This is a genomic window from Vibrio sp. L85 (assembly GCF_963871815.1).
Lineage (GTDB): Bacteria > Pseudomonadota > Gammaproteobacteria > Enterobacterales > Vibrionaceae > Vibrio > Vibrio harveyi.
This window is the reverse complement of the sequence record NZ_CAWMYL010000246.1, coordinates 73,554-89,853: the sequence shown is the minus strand read 5'-3', so window position 1 is coordinate 89,853 and position 16,300 is coordinate 73,554. Positions and strand designations below refer to the sequence as shown.

At 44.5% G+C, this 16,300-nt stretch carries 17 protein-coding genes; 9 read left to right on the top strand and 8 right to left on the bottom strand.

The window, feature by feature from the left end:
• Positions 1-8 precede the first annotated feature (8 nt).
• The 4 genes from AACR11_RS27285 to AACR11_RS27270 are packed head-to-tail and all read right to left on the bottom strand — an operon-like array spanning position 9 to position 2,765.
• Positions 9-878, bottom strand: a complete 870-nt coding sequence (locus AACR11_RS27285) for a heme/hemin ABC transporter substrate-binding protein (RefSeq protein ID WP_029788606.1) — start codon at positions 876-878, stop codon at positions 9-11.
• A gap of 26 nt (positions 879-904) precedes the next feature.
• Positions 905-1,318 carry an ExbD/TolR family protein gene (locus tag AACR11_RS27280; protein ID WP_029788605.1) on the bottom strand — a complete coding sequence of 138 codons (414 nt, stop codon included), beginning with the start codon at positions 1,316-1,318 and terminating at the stop codon, positions 905-907.
• Positions 1,315-2,013, bottom strand: a complete 699-nt coding sequence (locus AACR11_RS27275) for a MotA/TolQ/ExbB proton channel family protein (RefSeq protein ID WP_005452532.1) — start codon at positions 2,011-2,013, stop codon at positions 1,315-1,317. Before AACR11_RS27275 ends, AACR11_RS27280 begins: the two co-directional genes overlap by 4 nt.
• On the bottom strand, positions 2,013-2,765 hold the full coding sequence (locus AACR11_RS27270) for an energy transducer TonB (protein ID WP_005452531.1): 753 nt from the start codon (positions 2,763-2,765) through the stop codon (positions 2,013-2,015). Before AACR11_RS27270 ends, AACR11_RS27275 begins: the two co-directional genes overlap by 1 nt.
• A 166-nt stretch (positions 2,766-2,931) precedes the next feature.
• Between AACR11_RS27270 and hutW the strand changes: the two genes are divergently transcribed.
• The 4 genes from hutW (at position 2,932) to AACR11_RS27250 (ending at position 6,128) form a co-directional block, all read left to right on the top strand.
• Positions 2,932-4,302, top strand: a complete 1,371-nt coding sequence (hutW, locus tag AACR11_RS27265; protein WP_079325290.1) for a heme anaerobic degradation radical SAM methyltransferase ChuW/HutW — start codon at positions 2,932-2,934, stop codon at positions 4,300-4,302.
• A gap of 17 nt (positions 4,303-4,319) precedes the next feature.
• Entirely contained in the window at positions 4,320-4,823 is a 504-nt protein-coding gene (gene hutX / locus AACR11_RS27260; protein ID WP_005452528.1) for a heme utilization cystosolic carrier protein HutX, read from the top strand.
• Between the two features lie 134 nt (positions 4,824-4,957).
• On the top strand, positions 4,958-5,488 hold the full coding sequence (gene hutZ / locus AACR11_RS27255; RefSeq protein ID WP_005452526.1) for a heme utilization protein HutZ: 531 nt from the start codon (positions 4,958-4,960) through the stop codon (positions 5,486-5,488).
• Between the two features lie 103 nt (positions 5,489-5,591).
• Entirely contained in the window at positions 5,592-6,128 is a 537-nt protein-coding gene (locus AACR11_RS27250) for an ATP:cob(I)alamin adenosyltransferase (RefSeq protein WP_005452525.1), read from the top strand.
• 18 nt (positions 6,129-6,146) lie between these two features.
• Here AACR11_RS27250 and AACR11_RS27245 read toward each other — a convergent pair whose 3' ends face one another.
• Entirely contained in the window at positions 6,147-7,061 is a 915-nt protein-coding gene (locus AACR11_RS27245) for a chemotaxis protein (RefSeq protein ID WP_079325288.1), read from the bottom strand.
• A 253-nt stretch (positions 7,062-7,314) separates the two neighbouring features.
• Between AACR11_RS27245 and ppiC the strand changes: the two genes are divergently transcribed.
• Entirely contained in the window at positions 7,315-7,608 is a 294-nt protein-coding gene (gene ppiC, locus AACR11_RS27240; RefSeq protein WP_079722410.1) for a peptidylprolyl isomerase PpiC, read from the top strand.
• A gap of 158 nt (positions 7,609-7,766) precedes the next feature.
• Positions 7,767-8,681, top strand: coding sequence for a BRCT domain-containing protein (locus AACR11_RS27235; protein WP_017818602.1), 915 nt, complete (start codon positions 7,767-7,769; stop codon positions 8,679-8,681).
• A 52-nt stretch (positions 8,682-8,733) separates the two neighbouring features.
• Here the strand turns inward: AACR11_RS27235 and AACR11_RS27230 are convergent, their stop codons facing one another.
• Positions 8,734-9,804, bottom strand: a complete 1,071-nt coding sequence (locus AACR11_RS27230; protein WP_029788603.1) for a hypothetical protein — start codon at positions 9,802-9,804, stop codon at positions 8,734-8,736.
• Between the two features lie 591 nt (positions 9,805-10,395).
• On the opposite strand from AACR11_RS27230, the gene AACR11_RS27225 reads away from it, so the two are divergent.
• Positions 10,396-11,745, top strand: a complete 1,350-nt coding sequence (locus tag AACR11_RS27225) for an alpha-amylase family protein (protein ID WP_029788602.1) — start codon at positions 10,396-10,398, stop codon at positions 11,743-11,745.
• A gap of 70 nt (positions 11,746-11,815) precedes the next feature.
• On the opposite strand, the gene AACR11_RS27220 is transcribed toward AACR11_RS27225, so the two are convergent.
• A complete protein-coding gene (locus AACR11_RS27220; RefSeq protein WP_029788601.1) occupies positions 11,816-12,805 on the bottom strand; it encodes a zinc-binding dehydrogenase in 990 nt (329 codons plus the stop codon).
• A 325-nt stretch (positions 12,806-13,130) separates the two neighbouring features.
• On the opposite strand from AACR11_RS27220, the gene AACR11_RS27215 reads away from it, so the two are divergent.
• Positions 13,131-13,910, top strand: a complete 780-nt coding sequence (locus AACR11_RS27215; protein ID WP_029788600.1) for an SDR family NAD(P)-dependent oxidoreductase — start codon at positions 13,131-13,133, stop codon at positions 13,908-13,910.
• A gap of 293 nt (positions 13,911-14,203) precedes the next feature.
• Here AACR11_RS27215 and AACR11_RS27210 read toward each other — a convergent pair whose 3' ends face one another.
• Positions 14,204-15,319: a linear amide C-N hydrolase gene (locus AACR11_RS27210; RefSeq protein ID WP_079325286.1), complete on the bottom strand. Its 1,116-nt coding sequence runs from the start codon at positions 15,317-15,319 to the stop codon at positions 14,204-14,206.
• 85 nt (positions 15,320-15,404) lie between these two features.
• On the opposite strand from AACR11_RS27210, the gene AACR11_RS27205 reads away from it, so the two are divergent.
• On the top strand, positions 15,405-16,298 hold the full coding sequence (locus AACR11_RS27205) for a LysR family transcriptional regulator (RefSeq protein WP_029788598.1): 894 nt from the start codon (positions 15,405-15,407) through the stop codon (positions 16,296-16,298).
• Positions 16,299-16,300: the final 2 nt, after the last annotated feature.

The following is a 16,300-nucleotide window of genomic DNA, read 5'->3' as shown; positions in this document are numbered from 1 at the left end:
GAATCTCTCTACGGGTAAAGCAGCTCGTTTAGGCGCTTCGCCTCTGAAAGGCTCTTAAGTCCTAAACCACCAACAAGCGCATGACCGTCAATTGTCACGATGTTTTTGTTCATACCTGCTGGAGTCGCGGCAAGGAGAGGCATTGCTTTCAGAATGGCATCTGCACCGCCCATTGTTTGATAGCTACGCCCACTCACAAGAATCACGTCTGGTTGCATCTCGACCATAGCTTCTGTTGACAGTGGCTTGTATGAAGAGAGTTTGCTTGCTGCTGGGTTTTCTCCACCTGCAAGTTGAATGATTGCATCTGGTGTTGTTTCTGACCCCGCTACGTTTGCTGGGCGACCTTCGTGAATCAGTAGGAAAAGTACTTTCTTTTTGTCAGCTTTTGCTGGTTGGTTGCCTTCCAGTGCTTTCACTTGTGCTTCAACTTCAGTTTTTAGTGCTGTCGCTTGAGTTTCGCGATGCATGATGGTCGCAATTTGGTCGATACGATCAACCAAACCTTCCACGTTTGCTTCTGTGTTGACGACTTCAACATCAACACCTGCTGATTTCAATTGGTCTAGCGTGGTGTTTGGTCCCATTTCATCTGATCCAATCAATTTAGTCGGGCTTAATCCCAGTAGCCCTTCAGCAGAAAGACGACGGTGGTAACCAACTTTTGGTAACTCCATACCTTCCGGTAGTTGGCTTGTTACGTCGACAGCAACAAGGCTATCTTTTGCATCAAGAGCAAGTAACAGTTCAGTGACAGCGCTGCCGGCACTGACCACGCGTTCATTTGATGGAGCTTCGTTGGCAAATAGGCTCGCACTAGCAAGCATAGTAATGGCTGCAGTCAATGCGGTACGAACGGGCGAAAGTGTTTTATTCATTAGTGTGTTCTCAATCTTATGTTCTTCTATTGCGACTCTTCAGTGAGCAGTTGAGTCGCTTGAATTCCGTTTTCTTGTAAAAAGCCAAGAAGCTTAACCAGTGACTGAATGTCTGCGGTTTTTTCCGCACCAATCACAATAGGTTTGTCGGTTGATTTGCTCTCTTCTAACAGAGCCATCGTAAAGTTTTCCCAATCGATGTACGTCTTACCGTTGATCGCCCAGTGTGGCTCTTCTTTAAGGATGTTCACCGTGATTGATTGTTTGTCCACCTCAGCCACAGCTTGGGAATCGGTGCTTGGTAGGTTCACATCTAGGGAATCTAACTTCACTGCTGCAGTGAGCATCAAAAACACCATTACGATGAAAATGATGTCGAGCAGTGGCGTTAAGTCTGGTGTTAAGCCATGACTGTTGTTGTCTTGTGGTGCCTTAATCATGAACTTCTCGCTTCAACATGATTTGCAACAGTCGCGACTTCTTTGCTGTTTTCCGGAGATACATGCTGTAGAGAAATGCCTTCGAGCCACAGATTTACATAGTTCAGAGTGTGTTCAAGCTTAGCGATAACACGATCTGCCCAAAGACCAATCAGTTGTGCGCCAGAAATAGCAGGTAACGCAATGATCAAACCAGCTGCAGTCGTACGCATCGCAAGACCCAAGCCATCTGCCAAGTCGTTTGGCGTAATGTTACCGGTAGAAGAAGCAATACCTTTAAACATGTCGATAAGACCAAGAACGGTACCTAATAGACCAATCAGGGGGCTGATCACGCCAATCAAGGTCAACAGACGCAGACCTGAGTGCAACTGATGACGTTTTTCTTGAAGCCAAATACCAGCCGCATCTTCACGCAGTGATTTAGAAAAAGAGTGATGCGCAAGCAGCATTGCAACACCACGATATAAAAGAGGTCGTTTACCCGAAAACTCATCCGCTAGTGCTTCGATGTCTTTGTTGTTGGTTGGGTCAAGCTTGGTCAGCTTTTGGCGAATCGCGCGTTTACCAACTCCTAGGCTAATGAATACTTGAAAGAGTCTTTCCGCAATGATCATGACTGTAAGTGCAGAGCAAATAACTAAAGGCCAAGTCATAAGACCAAATTGGGTTTGTAAATGTTGTAGCTGTTCCATTATCCATCCAACTTAAAACGAACTGGGATTTGAACTCGGTGAGCGACTTTGTGCCCGCCAGAAATATGAGGTGAAAACTGCCATTGTTTAATGGCACGTAGAGCAGAAAGATCGAGCATTTCTGCACCAGATGATTCGATAAGTACTTGTTTAATCTGGTTGCCGTTTTCGTCAAGCCAAATTTCATACAGCGCAACCCCTTCAATACCACGCTTTTGCGCTGAACGTGGGTAACGAGGTTGTACTGGTTGAGAAACAAACGTCGGTTGGTCAATCATCACTGGCTGTGATGTCGCCCCTTTCGATTGATCAGTAGGAGCCGCTTGTTGTGGTTGAGGTTCTTTTGCGACTTTCTCTTCCACTTTTTCTTTTGGTTGCGGATCTTTCTTTGCAACGGGTTTTGGTGGTTGAGGTTTTTTAACCGGTTCAGGTTTCTTTTGGACTGGTTTTTTCTTCACCGCTTCTTTTTTTACGATCGGCTTTTCTACCGTCTTTTTAATCGGCTCAGGCTTTGGTTTTGGCTTCGGAGGCTCAGGTTGTTTCTTTGGCTCCGGGTGCTTCTCTTCCACCACTTCTTGTGGCGTAGGAGCCGCTTGTACCGGTTTTGGCGCTGAGACTAAATTCAAGCTTACCGAGCTGGTGGGATTGCCTGCTGGCATTGCAAACACTTTTGTCTCTTGGGAGACAAAAAGAAGCGCTGCGTGCACCACTAAAGAGGCGCCACCGGCAATGGCATATCTTTTTACGTTCACGGGTAAATCTCGGTAGTAGGAATCATTATCAAGTGGGAAGATTATTGCTCGAAAAGGAAATAAGATCAATTATCAATTGCATTATCATTACGTGCAAATTATGATCTTTACAGTTTTTTTGAAATGAGCCTCAATCCTTTGTGTGGTGGGCTTTAAGTGAGTAAATATGAGCGTCGACATTTATAAATTTGACGAATCAATTCTCGGGAGTGACAGCCCCGATCCGCTGCGTTTTGCGTTTGTGAAAAAACACTCTGCGCACGCGGGTGGTAGCAGTATGCCTGTGCCACCGCCACAACAAGGTGAAATCCTGTCACGGATCACTTCTGAAACAACGCAAAAGAACAATAAGCGTTGCTTGTACATTCATGTGCCATTTTGTCGTGTGCGCTGCACTTTTTGTAACTTCTTCCAAAATGCTGCGAGCCGTAAGCTTGTTGATGAGTACTTTGAAGCGCTGATGAAAGAGCTGAAAGAAAAAGCAGCACTGCCATGGACACAAAGTGGCATTTTTCATGCGGTTTATATCGGTGGGGGCACGCCTACAGATTTATCTGCAGATCAGGTTCGTATCCTTGGTCAGGCAATTCATGACTATTTCCCTTTAGCCGCCGATTGTGAAATTACCCTAGAAGGACGTATTAACCGATTCTCGGACGAGCTGTATCAGGGAGCGCTAGACGGAGGTTTCAACCGTTTTTCATTTGGTGTGCAAAGCTTCAATACCAAAGTGCGTCGTAGTGCTAAGCGTTTAGATGATCGTGAAGATGTCTTGAACCGCGTTGCTGAGCTCGCTAAAGAAGACAAAATTCCCGTCATTATAGATCTGCTATATGGCTTGCCTTATCAGACAAAGGAAGTGCTCGAACAAGATTTGCACGACTTTATGTCTACTGGCGCGCACGGTTTGGACCTATATCAACTGGTTGTTGGTGGGACAGCCCCAATGTTGAACCTAGTTGAGAAGGGTAAGATGCCGCCACCGGCAACCACGCCTGAAAAAGCTGGTATGTACGAGCTCGGTGCGAAATTCATGTCGAAACACCATATGAAGCAGCTCAGTGTAAACCATTGGGCGATCGATAACCGTGAACGCAGCTTATACAACAGCTTAGCGAAAACGTATGCAGAAGTGCTTCCGGTTGGTTGTGGTGCCGGCGGTAACATCGGTGGTTACGGCATGATGCAACATCGCACGCTAGACACTTATGTCAAAGCCGTCAATGAAGGGCAAAGCACCATCGCGATGATGATGAAACAGAGCCCGCTAGAGCCACTCTTTGCTGCGCTAAAGTCAGGTTTCGACCGTGGCATTGTTCAAGGGAACAAACTGCCAAACTTCATGGGTGAAGACACCTTTAACTTCCTAATGCCGTTGTTCAAAGTATGGCACGACAAGGGCTTGGTCGAGCTTCAAGAGAGTAGCTTAGTGCTAACCCTTGCAGGGAGCTTCTGGGCTGTTTCTCTCGCACAGGCATGTATTCAGGTACTAACGTCGGAAATGAACGAAAACGTACCAAAAGTATCTAACATCTAAAAGAAATGGAAAAACCAATGGAATCAATTAAGCAACAGGTTGAAAGCCTACTAGAACAAGAACCGCAACTGCTACCTGCGGCGATGGCAGAGCGCCTTGGCGTATCGGAATTTGATGTGGTTGCAGCACTACCTCAAGAAATGGTAGCGGTGGCTCCGGGAGAGCAAGCTCAAAGCATTTTAGAAGGTCTTGTAGGCTTTGGTCCTGTAACGACGATTGTTCATTCTTTCGGCTCAATCTTTGAAGTGAAAGCACCGTTCCCGAAAGGCAAAGTGGCACGTGGTTACTACAACTTAATGGGCAAAGAAGGGGAGCTTCACGGTCACCTTAAACTGGATAACGTGAAAAACATCGCGCTAGTAAGCAAACCGTTTATGGGACGCGAAAGCCACTACTTTGGTTTCTTCTCTGAGTGCGGTAGCAACATCTTTAAGATCTACCTAGGTCGTAATGAAAAGCGCGAACTGATTGAAGAGCAAGTAACGGCATTCCGTGCAATGCAAGCTGAGTTCAATCAGTAGTTCCAACATAGAATTAACAAAGTTAAATGCATACGACGTTTGCTCCATCCGCCAACAGGTGGGGTGGCGTCGTTTATCAAAGAATAACCGAGTTTAAATTCGGAAACACAAAACAAGTAAAGTTAGGTATCAAAATGGATCAGCAAGTTAAACAAGAGCGTTTACAAGGTCGTCTAGGACCAGAAATTAAGGAATTCCGTCAGGAGCGCCGTACGATTCAACTAGCAACAGTTGATGCGGAAGGTCGTCCAAACGTAAGTTACGCCCCATACGTACAAAACCAGGAAGGTTACTTCGTTCTTATTTCTCAGATTGCTCGTCACGCGCGCAATCTGCTTGAGAATCCAAACGTATCTTTGATGATGATTGAAGATGAGGATTCATCTAAGCAGTTGTTTGCTCGCAAGCGTCTAACGTTTGATGCGGTTGCGACAGTTGTAGAACGTGACTCTGAAATGTGGCAGCAAGTTGTTGGTCAAATGAAAGATCGTTTTGGTGAAATCATCGACGGTCTAAGCCAACTAGAAGACTTTGTTCTATTTAACCTAAAAGCAGAACAAGGTCTATTCGTAAAAGGTTTTGGTCAGGCTTACCAAGTGTCTGGCGATGATTTGGTTGATTTTGTTCACCTTCAAGAAGGTCACAAGAGAGTCGAAAAAGCGTAAGCTGGCTTTCTAACTTATGATCGTCTAAACGGGTGTGAATGCCCAAAGGGAGTTAGGTTATAATAACTCCCTTTTTATTAGACCAAAAGTACAGAGAAAGAGCATGAGACCAGTAAGTAAGGAACTTGGCGAGATTTGTTACCCATTCATTTATGAAGACAGTCCGGTCTGCGATTTTGAAATTACGGCAGACGAGTTGTGCAGTCGAATTGGGCTTGTGCTATCGATGGAGTTAGATGATTTTAGTCGCGACGTCCTAACTCGCATGCAGCCAAACGTGTACCATGTGAACGGCTCTATCCGCGGCAAGCTCGCAATCACAGAAGCGGAAGTTGATGAGTTAAAAGCTGACTACGACGCAATCAAAGCGCGCATTGACGGTGGTTTTAAGGGGTTTGTACTTCCCGGTGGTCACCCAACTTCCAGCCAATTACATTTGTGTCGCTGCCAAGCCAAGAAGGTCGTTCGCGCATTGGTTGCGGTAGAGCATTCAGGTAAGAAGCAACCCGCCCCAATTTTGTTCCGCTATTCAAACCTGCTAGCTAACGTGCTTTACAGCTTGGCTTCCTATATCAATCACATTTATCAAGTGGAAGAAACGGAGTTTGTGTCTCGCAGCTACACGATGCCAAGTAAATAACGAGACAAACTAAAGTCGTTATGATGCCATCGCTTTTGCTTCTAGCTCTTTTGCGCCGCGCAGCATAGCTTCAATCAATTCTCCTGCATTGAACTTCTCTAACGCTTCATGAGCGCCAACTTGGTGAGCTCGGTCAACACAAATCTCGCTAGAGAGAGAGGTGTGAAGAATACGGTAAGAGTTGTTCAGTGCGGAATCGTTTTGAACTTCAAATGCAAGTTCATAACCGTCCAATCCTGGCATTTCGATATCACTTACTAGAAGATCAATAGGGCGGTTTTCTTCTGCTTCTCGCTTCATTAAATCGAGTGCATCAGAGCCATTTTTGCAAATTTGATAAGAGATATTGATGCGATCCAACGCGTCACTTAACTGTTTGCGTGCAATCGAAGAGTCGTCAACTAAAAGGATACTCAAGGCTTTCAGGCGTTCACGCTCAATGTCTGTCAGCATAGGAATCTTAGTGTTTTCATATTGAGGGTAGATCTTCGAAAGCAGAAGCTCGACATCTAACATTTGGACGATTTTCTCTTCATAGCGAGTAATGCCAGTAACAAAGATGTTGTGACCTGCACTTTCTGGTGGCGTTTCAATTGCTTTCCAGTCACATTCGATGATTTTCTCGATACTTCGTACCATGAACGCAACCACCGTGCGCAAGCAATCTGTCACGATCAGATAGCAGTTTTTGTATTCCTCTTCTTGAATCGGACGGAATCCAATCGCTGCTGCCATATCAATCACTGGTACCGTTAAGTCTCGAATCGTGACGGTCCCAATCACGTGGTGATGAGAATATGGAATCTTGGTCGTTGGCATGTAAGGAACAATTTCACGGACTTTAAGTGTGCCAATTGCGAAGTTCTGTTGCAGGGTGAGTTTAAACACCAACATGCCCTGAGATTGGTTCGCTTTACTTGCGACTTTTGCCATGAAAATAACCTTATCAATATCACTGATTTATGTAACTAATCTAATCTTATAAGGCGACAGCTTCAACCGTAGAGCGTGGAAAAATGAGCTTTTTAGGAAATAGAACAAATAAAGAGAGAAATAACGTTCAATAATGGGTAACTTTTCATCAACTTGTCCGCGAGTTCCGATCATTAATGGATGAAGATAGAGCCTGAATTTGAGAAATCATTGCGATATTGAAGCGTTTCGGTAAACTTGCGCCACCCGAACAGTGAGAGACAAACACATGGCAAATACAGCAGCCGCTTTACACATTCTGGTAAAGCACAAAGAACAAGCTGAAGACATCATTAAGCAACTTAAGAAAGGTGCTAAATTCCAGACGTTGGCAAAGAAATACTCAACTTGTCCATCTGGTAAACGTGGTGGCGACCTAGGTGAGTTTCGCCGTGGTCAAATGGTGCCACAGTTCGACAAAGTTTGCTTTTCAGGTGAGGTTCTAACTCCGCACCTAGTAAAAACTAAATTCGGCTGGCACGTTGTAAAGGTTCTTTACCGTACTTAGTTTGAATCGCATTTAAAAAGCACCTTGTTAGGTGCTTTTTTTGTGCCTAAAACGACTCGTTTTGTTACCTCTCTAACAATTAACCGTCATTCATATTGAATGTTGAGCTGTCAATGATGTATTAAGTATGCATCTAGTTGTTTATTTTGGTGAAGAGCATGACTGTAAAAGACTTGAAGCACTTGGATGACCACGCACAACCGCAAAGCATTGCCTTTAATTATAAAAGAAATAAAGCAAAAGCTATTTTGACTCTAAAAGGGATTCTAGATGGAATTCATGCTGATAAGCACTTAAACCCTATTGAAGAAATCTATTTGAGAGCGTGGAAAGACAATGACATTTTCAACTTCAGAGATGGGGACTTCGTTGATATTCATGAGCAAATTGAAGACATTTTAGAAGATGGCGTGATATCAGCTTCCGAGTTGAAAGACATACAACAAATGCTTCAAGATATTCTCGACTATGGAGATTTAGAGGATGGAGGCTACGAGAGTACCGTTAATCATCTTCTTGGCTTTTTAAGTGGAATTAGCGCGGATGACACCATTTGTGATATGGAAATTGAACGCCTTTCGAGTTTACTTGAAAAAGATAAAACTCTATCAAGTATCTGGCCCGCTAATGCGATTAAAAAGAGATTAGATGCTATTTTAGCTGATGACTTGGTTGATGAAGACGAAAGGAAAGAACTGTTAGATCTAATAAAAGCAGTCTCTGGTCAATCAATGCTTGATACTGGCTTAGCTTATGGAATGACTGCCGATTTTTCCACTACGCAAGATGGTCGTTTGTGTATCAACGGTAAGCGAGTCTGTTTTACAGGTAAATTCTTGAGTGGTACTCGTAAAGTTCAAGAACAGCGAGCTAATGCTCTTGGTGCTGAAATAAAAGGGACCGTTTCAAAAAGTATAGATATTCTCGTATTAGGATCTATTGCTAGTAGGGATTGGCGCTTTACTAGTTACGGAAGAAAGATCGAATCCGCTCTCTCATTGCGAGACGAAGGAGTAAGCGTGGAAATTATTAACGAGGAACTATGGAATGCGTTAGTAGGCTGTTCAAATTAAGCTTTTACTGCATTCATAACGCTAGTGCTATATCTGACATGGTCTACTTTTACTAAAAGCCAAGCATCGCTTGGCTTTTGCTAGTACTTATTGCATACTGAGTTCCTGAATTAAAGTCCTCTAACCGTAGCGATGATTGTTCTGGCTCTTCGACAAAGACAAAGATTTCCCCGTCTTTCTTGAGGACCTTCACGCCCATTTGCGATAACTCTAGTGCTAATTGGAATGGGTTGACGTGATAAAAGTGCTCTACGTAAGTCCATAGTACATAGTTCGTCAGTATTTCCTGCTCACCAAATAACCCTTCTAATGCATATTGCAAAAAGATGTGCGCATCGATCATTGTCTCGCCCGAGTTGTTGGATATCGTGACGACGGCAATTTCATTTAGAGCATCCAGTACTTTCGAAACTTCGTCTTCAAGGTCTGGGTAGGTATCTTTGTTCCCTCTACGGACATTACGTTGAAAGGAGTGAGATTCGTCATTCTTGAACCCAAACGCATGACTTGCTTTGTATGAGAGGCGATACACTGTTGAAACAGAGGCTTCGAACTCTTTTAGCTTATTGAGCACCGTCTGGTCGTCTGCTGGTACTTTGGTTACCGCCAGTGCTTTTGCTTGTTGAACCCGCTGATAGACCTCTTTTCCTGCAGGTAAAATATCGAGACAAGAGGCTTGCTTTTCTGAGCTTGCTTTCCAAGCGCCAAATCGAATGACATCGTCAAGTTTGAACTTAGATAAATCCTCATCGGTTTCTATTTCTAACGTCTCATACCAGTGCTCACGCCACATTTGCATTTCCTTCATGCGGTATGCTTTGCTGTACCTTAAATGGCAGTATATGTGGTACGAAAAACCAGTCAGAGCAAAAAACCAAGGCAGCCCTAGATATTGATAGAAATGAGATGAGTCACTAAAAATAAGACCGTAGATTAATAACCCGACAGAGGCAAATAGCGCTAGGATAAAGCAGATAAAATTAACGAGGAAAAACATATGTTGGTAATCGTTTTTATCATAAGTTTCTGCTTTAAAAGCAATCCAAGCCGTTACGACCATTCCAAAAATGCCTGCAGTAACCAGCTGAATGCAGATCGCGAATGTAACTCCCCAAAAAGACATGTTTTTCCTCATGTACTCAAAAATAAGTGCAAATTGTTGCATATGTAATTTTAAAAGGTGACCACCCTATAGCTAGGCGACGACGCGCTTCATAGTTTCATTGCTCTATGTATTGTTGTGTAGTTCTAAAGTGTTGAACTTGATGGATTCTTTTTCCATCTAAAGGGTGATTAAAGGGATAGGTTTCACTTTGAGCGTTTTATTATTCGCACCAACTGTGACGTAAGCAGCAGTTTCACTTTCTTAAATATTTGTTACATATGGTCTTGTTGCGCTCTTTTCTCTCATTCTTATTGAGAAAAGGCGTATTAGCTCGATTAAGCATGGGTTATGATGAGTTTAATAAAGTATTTATAAAACAGATGCTTAGTGGTTCATGTTTTCATGTTTAGTTATCTCTATGGTGTTAAAGTGCTTTTAAACACACGTTTAACCCTTAACAAGGGATGAGCTACGCCTTGTTTTTCCCCCTAGCAGAAACACAAAAGGGGTGAGGGCGACGCGTCAATAGTTCTTATAATTTCGGCTATTGGATTCGCTCACGACGAATTTGAGTAACAATAGGTGAGCGAACGCGACGAGGAGAGAAACATGAGTGGCTTACAGGAAACACTATCAACAGGTGCAAATGTTATCTTGCACGCTTTTGATTGGAAGTATGCTGACATTGCCCAACGCGCATCGGAAATCAGCGAGCTAGGTTATGGCTCGGTGTTGGTTTCTCCACCGATGAAAAGCGCACAAGACGAACGCTGGTGGCAGCGTTACCAACCTCAAGATTATCGGGTTATCGACAATGCACTCGGTAACACAGTAGATTTCAAAAACATGATTGAAGCACTCAATCATGTAGGCGTACTGGTTTATGCCGATGTCGTTTTTAATCATATGGCGAACGAAGCGCACCTTCGTCCAGATCTACAGTATCCACGTCAAGGCGTGATGGACGACTACCAACAAAATGCGAGCAAGTATCAAGACCTGATTCTATTTGGCGATTTATCTGAGCCGCTATTTGACGAAAATGACTTTGTTGAAGCCTTTGGGATCAAAGATTGGAAAGACAAATGGCAAGTGCAAAACGGTCGAATCACTGGTGGTCCTACCGATCCTGGCTTACCAACTTTGCGTGTATGCAAGCACGTTGTTGAGCAGCAAAAAGCGTATTTAAAGGCGCTTAAGTCAATGGGTGTGAAAGGTTTCCGTATCGATGCTGCGAAGCATATGACCCTAGAGCACCTAAAGCTGGTTTGGACAGAAGAGATCACGCGAGATGTGCATATCTTTGGTGAGATCATCACCGATGGTGGCGCAACAGAAGAAGAGTATGAGCTGTTCTTGGAACCGTATTTGAAAGAGACACGATTGGGTGCATATGACTTTCCGTTGTTCTCAACCATCTTTAAGGCGTTCTCAAAGAAAGGCAGCTTTAAGTCTTTGATCGACCCGTACTGTTTTGGTCAAGCGTTGTCGAACCGTCGAGCCATTACTTTTGCCATCACTCACGATATTCCAAATAACGATGTGTTCTTGGATTTAGTCATGGATGAAGAGAATGAGTGGATAGCGTATGCCTATATCCTAGGCCGCGATGGAGGTGTACCACTTGTTTACACAGATTTGGATACCAGTGGCATAAAGGGCGCAGATGGTCGACCAAGATGGCAAAATGCGTGGCAAGATGCGCGTATGGCGAAGATGGTAGCGTTCCATAACCTAGTGCATGGTGAACCGATGACGGTGCTTGAAGGTAACGACGATATGTTGGTGTTGCAACGTGGCGAAAAGGGCATCTTAGTGCTGAATAAATCTTCACGAGCGCAATCACTACAACTTACCTTGAATAAAGCCTTGGTAGACATGATGACAGGCGAAGAGATGCCTTGTACTGAAGAGATTAAAGTGGCAGCAAAATCGGCGATGCTGCTTGTAGAGAAATAATACCCCTTGAAGCGCAAACTGCTTTGGAGTTTGCGCTTCCTTTTCCTTTTTGTCGCTTGGGATTGAGTGCTTAGTCGATGAGCTTCGCGACGATTTTTCCGACCGTTCGTTGCTGACGAATAAAGACTAGAGCTTGAGCGACGTCTTTTAGTTCTACCACTTCCAATTTTGGCACCATAACCTCTCCGCGTTCTAACATATGCGAGAATTCCACCCCAGCGTTAACCATAGAAGCAAAGCCTTGTTCACCATGAACATGCCCTGAGCCTAGACTCAACTGATGAAAAGTGAGCCCTTGCAGGAAAGCGCCTGGGTATTCTGTTGCGCGAGTTGTTCTTACTAGTTCAACCATTTCACCTTCAAAGCCAAGCACAGAGGCGCATAAGATGTCGTTGTCGCCACCAACGCAATCCAAAGATACTTCCACTCCTAAGTCTTCAGTAATTGACATAACTTGCTCACGTACATTCTCTTGTTTGTAGTCAATTACGTGTGTTGCACCCAACGAACGTACGAACTCATGGTTTGCAGCAGAGCTTGTGGTTATGATGGTTTCTACGCCAAAGAAGCGAGCTAACTGAATAGCAAAACTACCAACACCACCAGAGCCGCCCGCAATAAAGATACTCTTACGGGTAGAAATGTTCAGCTTGTCGACAAGGGCTCGATAAGCCGTCCAACCTGCACATGGAGAAGCGGCTGCGATTTCTGGATCAACATCAGGATGCGTAACCAGCGTGCGCGAGTCCTGAATTGCGTATTCGGCAAAGCCACCGCTCATTCGACGCATGTTGCCATGGTAGAGTACGCGATCGCCCACCTGCCAACCTGATACCTTGTCGCCAATGGCAACGATTTCCCCCGAAACATCGAGACCACCAACGAATGTATCATCTATCCCGTCGACCATCTCGTGCCAAAGGTTTACTTTTGCATCGACAGGATTGAGCCCAACGGCATGAACTTTCACTAGTACATCGAAGCTGCCGTTTATCTCTGGCGTATCGATGTCAGTATAGGTAAAGGTATCTTGATCTTTTTGATAGGTGATTGCTTTCATTCGTTTCCCCAGAGGGTTTGGAACCCAGATTTATGCAGCCCAACAAAGTTAGAATAGTTGGAAATTTCCATGTTGTTCGATGCGTATTCCCACGCACCTTGAAGTCATTTCGATATGTTAGCCATCACATAAGTGAGCTAAAAATTATCATTTGTTTTGAATGTAATAAATTTCTGTAATCAAAGGTCTCTTAATGAGTGGCACGATTGGCGAGCAAGATGGCACCTTTTGCCAGTGTGTGGCGTGATTAGATTGCATAAACTGTGTCCATACCAACTACGCTGTGACCAACAGCGAATCAGTCAGAACATTAGAGGACAAGCACATGGCAAATACAGCATTAATTACAGGCGCATCAGGTGGTATCGGTGAAGAATTAGCGCGTATACACGCCGAAAAGGGTGGAGACTTAGTGCTTGTAGCCCGCTCTAAAGACAAGCTAGAGGCACTGGCATCAGAGCTTCGCGACAAACATAAGGTACAAGTTTTTGTCATTGCAGAAGATTTGACTGAAGCTGATTCTGCTACACGTGTGTTTGAGCAAACCGAAGCGCAAGGGTTGCAAATTGATGTGCTGATTAACAATGCAGGCTTTGGTGGTCACGGAAAATTCCATGAACGTGATCTCGTGGCAGACCAAGCCATGATGCAACTTAATATGGTGACGTTAACCAATCTGACTCACTTGTATCTGCAAGGTATGGTGGCGCGCAATCATGGTAAGATCTTAAATGTGTCATCAACGGCGTCGTTTATGCCAGGTCCATTGCAAGCGGTGTACTACGCAACTAAGGCTTATGTTACTTCGTTTACCCAAGCGATAGCAGAAGAGCTTAGAGACACCAACGTAACTGCCACAGCTTTGTGTCCGGGTGCGGTAGCGACGGGTTTTGTTGCCGCAGGGGATCTACAAGGAGTGGAAGTCTTCAAAAATGCTAAGTCTCCTCGTTCTGTTGCTGAGTGTGGCTATAGCGCTATGGAACAAGGCAAGTTGGTGGCGTTCAACGAAGGCGGTTTGAAGTTCATCCTTGAGTGGATTGTCCCTTTTCTACCAAGAAAATTGGTGCTAAAAATATCGCGTCAAACTATGGAAAAAAGCGCTTAGGAATCAGATATGATCAAGCGAGCGAGTCAGTTCAGCGTACCTCAGAGTTGGAAAGTGCTCCTTAACGATATGGATATCGACCCGCAATTGGTGCTGGCATACGCCAAGTTACCTGCGACTCATTCATTCGAGCGTATAGCACTTGGAGGGGAGTCTCCCCTGGGCATTATCGAGAGCAGCGTCATTGAGTACAAAACGAATAGAAAGGAAAAGCGCCGAGCATGTCGGCGCTTTTGTGAATGGTGCTTTTGTCCACACACCTTTCAAGTTCTGTTTTTTTTACATAATCAGAGCTATTTCACTAAGTGCTGACCCATTACGCCGTCGCCTTTTTCTAAGCGAGATGAAATGTCACTAAACAGATCCGGTAAGTCGGCTTTGATCGTGTAGTTATGACCGTCATTCAACTTGTTAAAGTCCACTGAGTACTGTGTGTAGCTGTCATCATACTGATAGCGTACGTTCATCACTTTTTGGTCTAAGTTGTACACCAAACCATAGATGGTCGCGTAGCCGCGCATTTCACCATTCACAGGGCGGTTTGCTGCATCCAATGGGATTTTGTAGGTCACACTGTCGAGTTTCGCAATGCCATTGGTGTAGCTACTTGGCTCTTTAAGCTGATCCTTCATATAGCTGTTCCAGATAAAGCGCTGAGCAGAGTTGATGTTACCCGGAATTGGGAACTCACCATTCACATCACTCTTCGCTTTTGGTTGCGCTTCTTGCCAGTTTTTCAAGTGTTGCGCGTACTCTGGGCTGTTAGTCATCACGTCATATTGTTTGCCATGATGCACTTGCCAAGCACCATCAATGTATTCCAATACGGCAGAATCGCCACTTGCATCTTCTAGTGAGTAATGTCCCTTCATTTCAATGCCATTGTGACTGAACTGTTGTATTTGGATTGAATCTAGGTGCTTCAATGCTTCATCAACGGATGCAAAACTATCGATCAGGTAAGCGACAAAGCGCGAGTTTTCAACTTGTTGTTTTCCCGCTTGTGGCGCGCCAGGGTTCTCTTCATCCAAGAACAATGCATTAGCCGCAAAGCCTTTCTCGTTAAAGCCATCAATAATACCCACGCCGTAGATACTCACACCGATAGAAGCGTATTTCGATGTCCACGTCAGCGCATCGCCTTTATCGTATCCACGGTAGGTTTGACCTGCGTGGCGAACATCAATAGTTGGCTGATTGGCTTCCATCCAATCCATGGTACGAGAGACAAATACACCGTGGTCTTGAGTCTCCCAAACCAAACGTGAACACGCATTTGCTGCGGTAGAGATGCTGCCGACTGCCATTGCGACTGATGCTGCTAGAAGTACTTTTTTGCTAAAACCTTTCATTGAATTGCCCTCGTAACGTTTCAATACGAGATCATTATTACGTGGAATATTCACCATGTAATCTCAGTTGTGTTGCAAACTTTGCAACAAAAGAATGTCGGTTGAGCTAAGATAAACGGGTTTATTGTTTGAGGATCTTCTAATGCCCAGAGCCAGTTTTGACCAACTTACTGCATTTGTTGCTGTCGCGGAGCATGGATCGTTTAGCCAAGCCGCAAGGGTAATCGGGAAAGACAGGGCGACGCTGCATCACCAAGTCAGCGATCTCGAAATTGATTGGGATGTGATCTTGTTTGAACGCAAAGGAAGAACACCAGTCTTGACGGAAGTAGGGGCGACGTTAGTTACTCAAGCCAAGCACATCCTTTACCAAATGCAGTCTTTAGAACTTTCTTGTGATAGCTACTCTCAAGGGGATGTTCCGGAAATAACGATTTGTCACGACATGTCGGTGCCGTGTGATGCCATCGCAGACATCGACCTGTCTCTGCGCAAGCAATACAAAAATACGGCGATTCATTGGTTACATCGCAGCCGAGATGAAGCGCTAGACATGCTTATGGCGAAACACGCGGATTTTGCGGTGGTACTTAACAGTGGTAAAGCGTTCCCAACTGAAGGGATGTCTTTTATAAACTTGGGCTATCCGAGGTTTACCTTCTATGCGCATCGGAAAAGCTCGATAGCGCAGAACCCCGTTGTGACTCTGCAGGACCTCGCATCACATCACCAATACATTGCAGAGAATTTCAGTACCAGTGCACTTGGCAATCAACAGGTGATGTCACCAAATATCTCCCGAATCAGCAACATTGATGTGTTGATGCGACTATTGAAAAATGATGGCTTTGCCTTGCTTCCTCGTCATTTAGTGCAAGCTCATGATGAAAAGAGCGAATTTGTCCCTTTAAACATAGACTTTATGGCGAACGAAGGTCGTGCAGGTTATGTATTATTAAAGCGAGGCAATACGTTAAGCCCTGTGCATCAAAAGCTGGTGGCGTTGGTGACCGAATGGTTTGATAAGCAGGTTTAAAA

Bases quoted from the DNA above. Each gene is read 5' to 3' on its own strand.
- AACR11_RS27285 (WP_029788606.1), bottom strand. From the start codon at position 878: ATGAATAAAACACTTTCGCCCGTTCGTACCGCATTGACTGCAGCCATT.
- AACR11_RS27210 (WP_079325286.1), bottom strand. From the start codon at position 15,319: ATGGTGAATATTCCACGTAATAATGATCTCGTATTGAAACGTTACGAG.
- AACR11_RS27220 (WP_029788601.1), bottom strand. From the start codon at position 12,805: ATGAAAGCAATCACCTATCAAAAAGATCAAGATACCTTTACCTATACT.
- AACR11_RS27275 (WP_005452532.1), bottom strand. From the start codon at position 2,013: ATGGAACAGCTACAACATTTACAAACCCAATTTGGTCTTATGACTTGG.
- AACR11_RS27205 (WP_029788598.1), top strand. From the start codon at position 15,405: ATGCCCAGAGCCAGTTTTGACCAACTTACTGCATTTGTTGCTGTCGCG.
- AACR11_RS27280 (WP_029788605.1), bottom strand. From the start codon at position 1,318: ATGATTAAGGCACCACAAGACAACAACAGTCATGGCTTAACACCAGAC.
- AACR11_RS27225 (WP_029788602.1), top strand. From the start codon at position 10,396: ATGAGTGGCTTACAGGAAACACTATCAACAGGTGCAAATGTTATCTTG.
- AACR11_RS27245 (WP_079325288.1), bottom strand. From the start codon at position 7,061: ATGGCAAAAGTCGCAAGTAAAGCGAACCAATCTCAGGGCATGTTGGTG.
- AACR11_RS27215 (WP_029788600.1), top strand. From the start codon at position 13,131: ATGGCAAATACAGCATTAATTACAGGCGCATCAGGTGGTATCGGTGAA.
- hutX (WP_005452528.1), top strand. From the start codon at position 4,320: ATGGAATCAATTAAGCAACAGGTTGAAAGCCTACTAGAACAAGAACCG.
- AACR11_RS27235 (WP_017818602.1), top strand. From the start codon at position 7,767: ATGACTGTAAAAGACTTGAAGCACTTGGATGACCACGCACAACCGCAA.
- hutW (WP_079325290.1), top strand. From the start codon at position 2,932: ATGAGCGTCGACATTTATAAATTTGACGAATCAATTCTCGGGAGTGAC.
- AACR11_RS27230 (WP_029788603.1), bottom strand. From the start codon at position 9,804: ATGTCTTTTTGGGGAGTTACATTCGCGATCTGCATTCAGCTGGTTACT.
- hutZ (WP_005452526.1), top strand. From the start codon at position 4,958: ATGGATCAGCAAGTTAAACAAGAGCGTTTACAAGGTCGTCTAGGACCA.
- AACR11_RS27250 (WP_005452525.1), top strand. From the start codon at position 5,592: ATGAGACCAGTAAGTAAGGAACTTGGCGAGATTTGTTACCCATTCATT.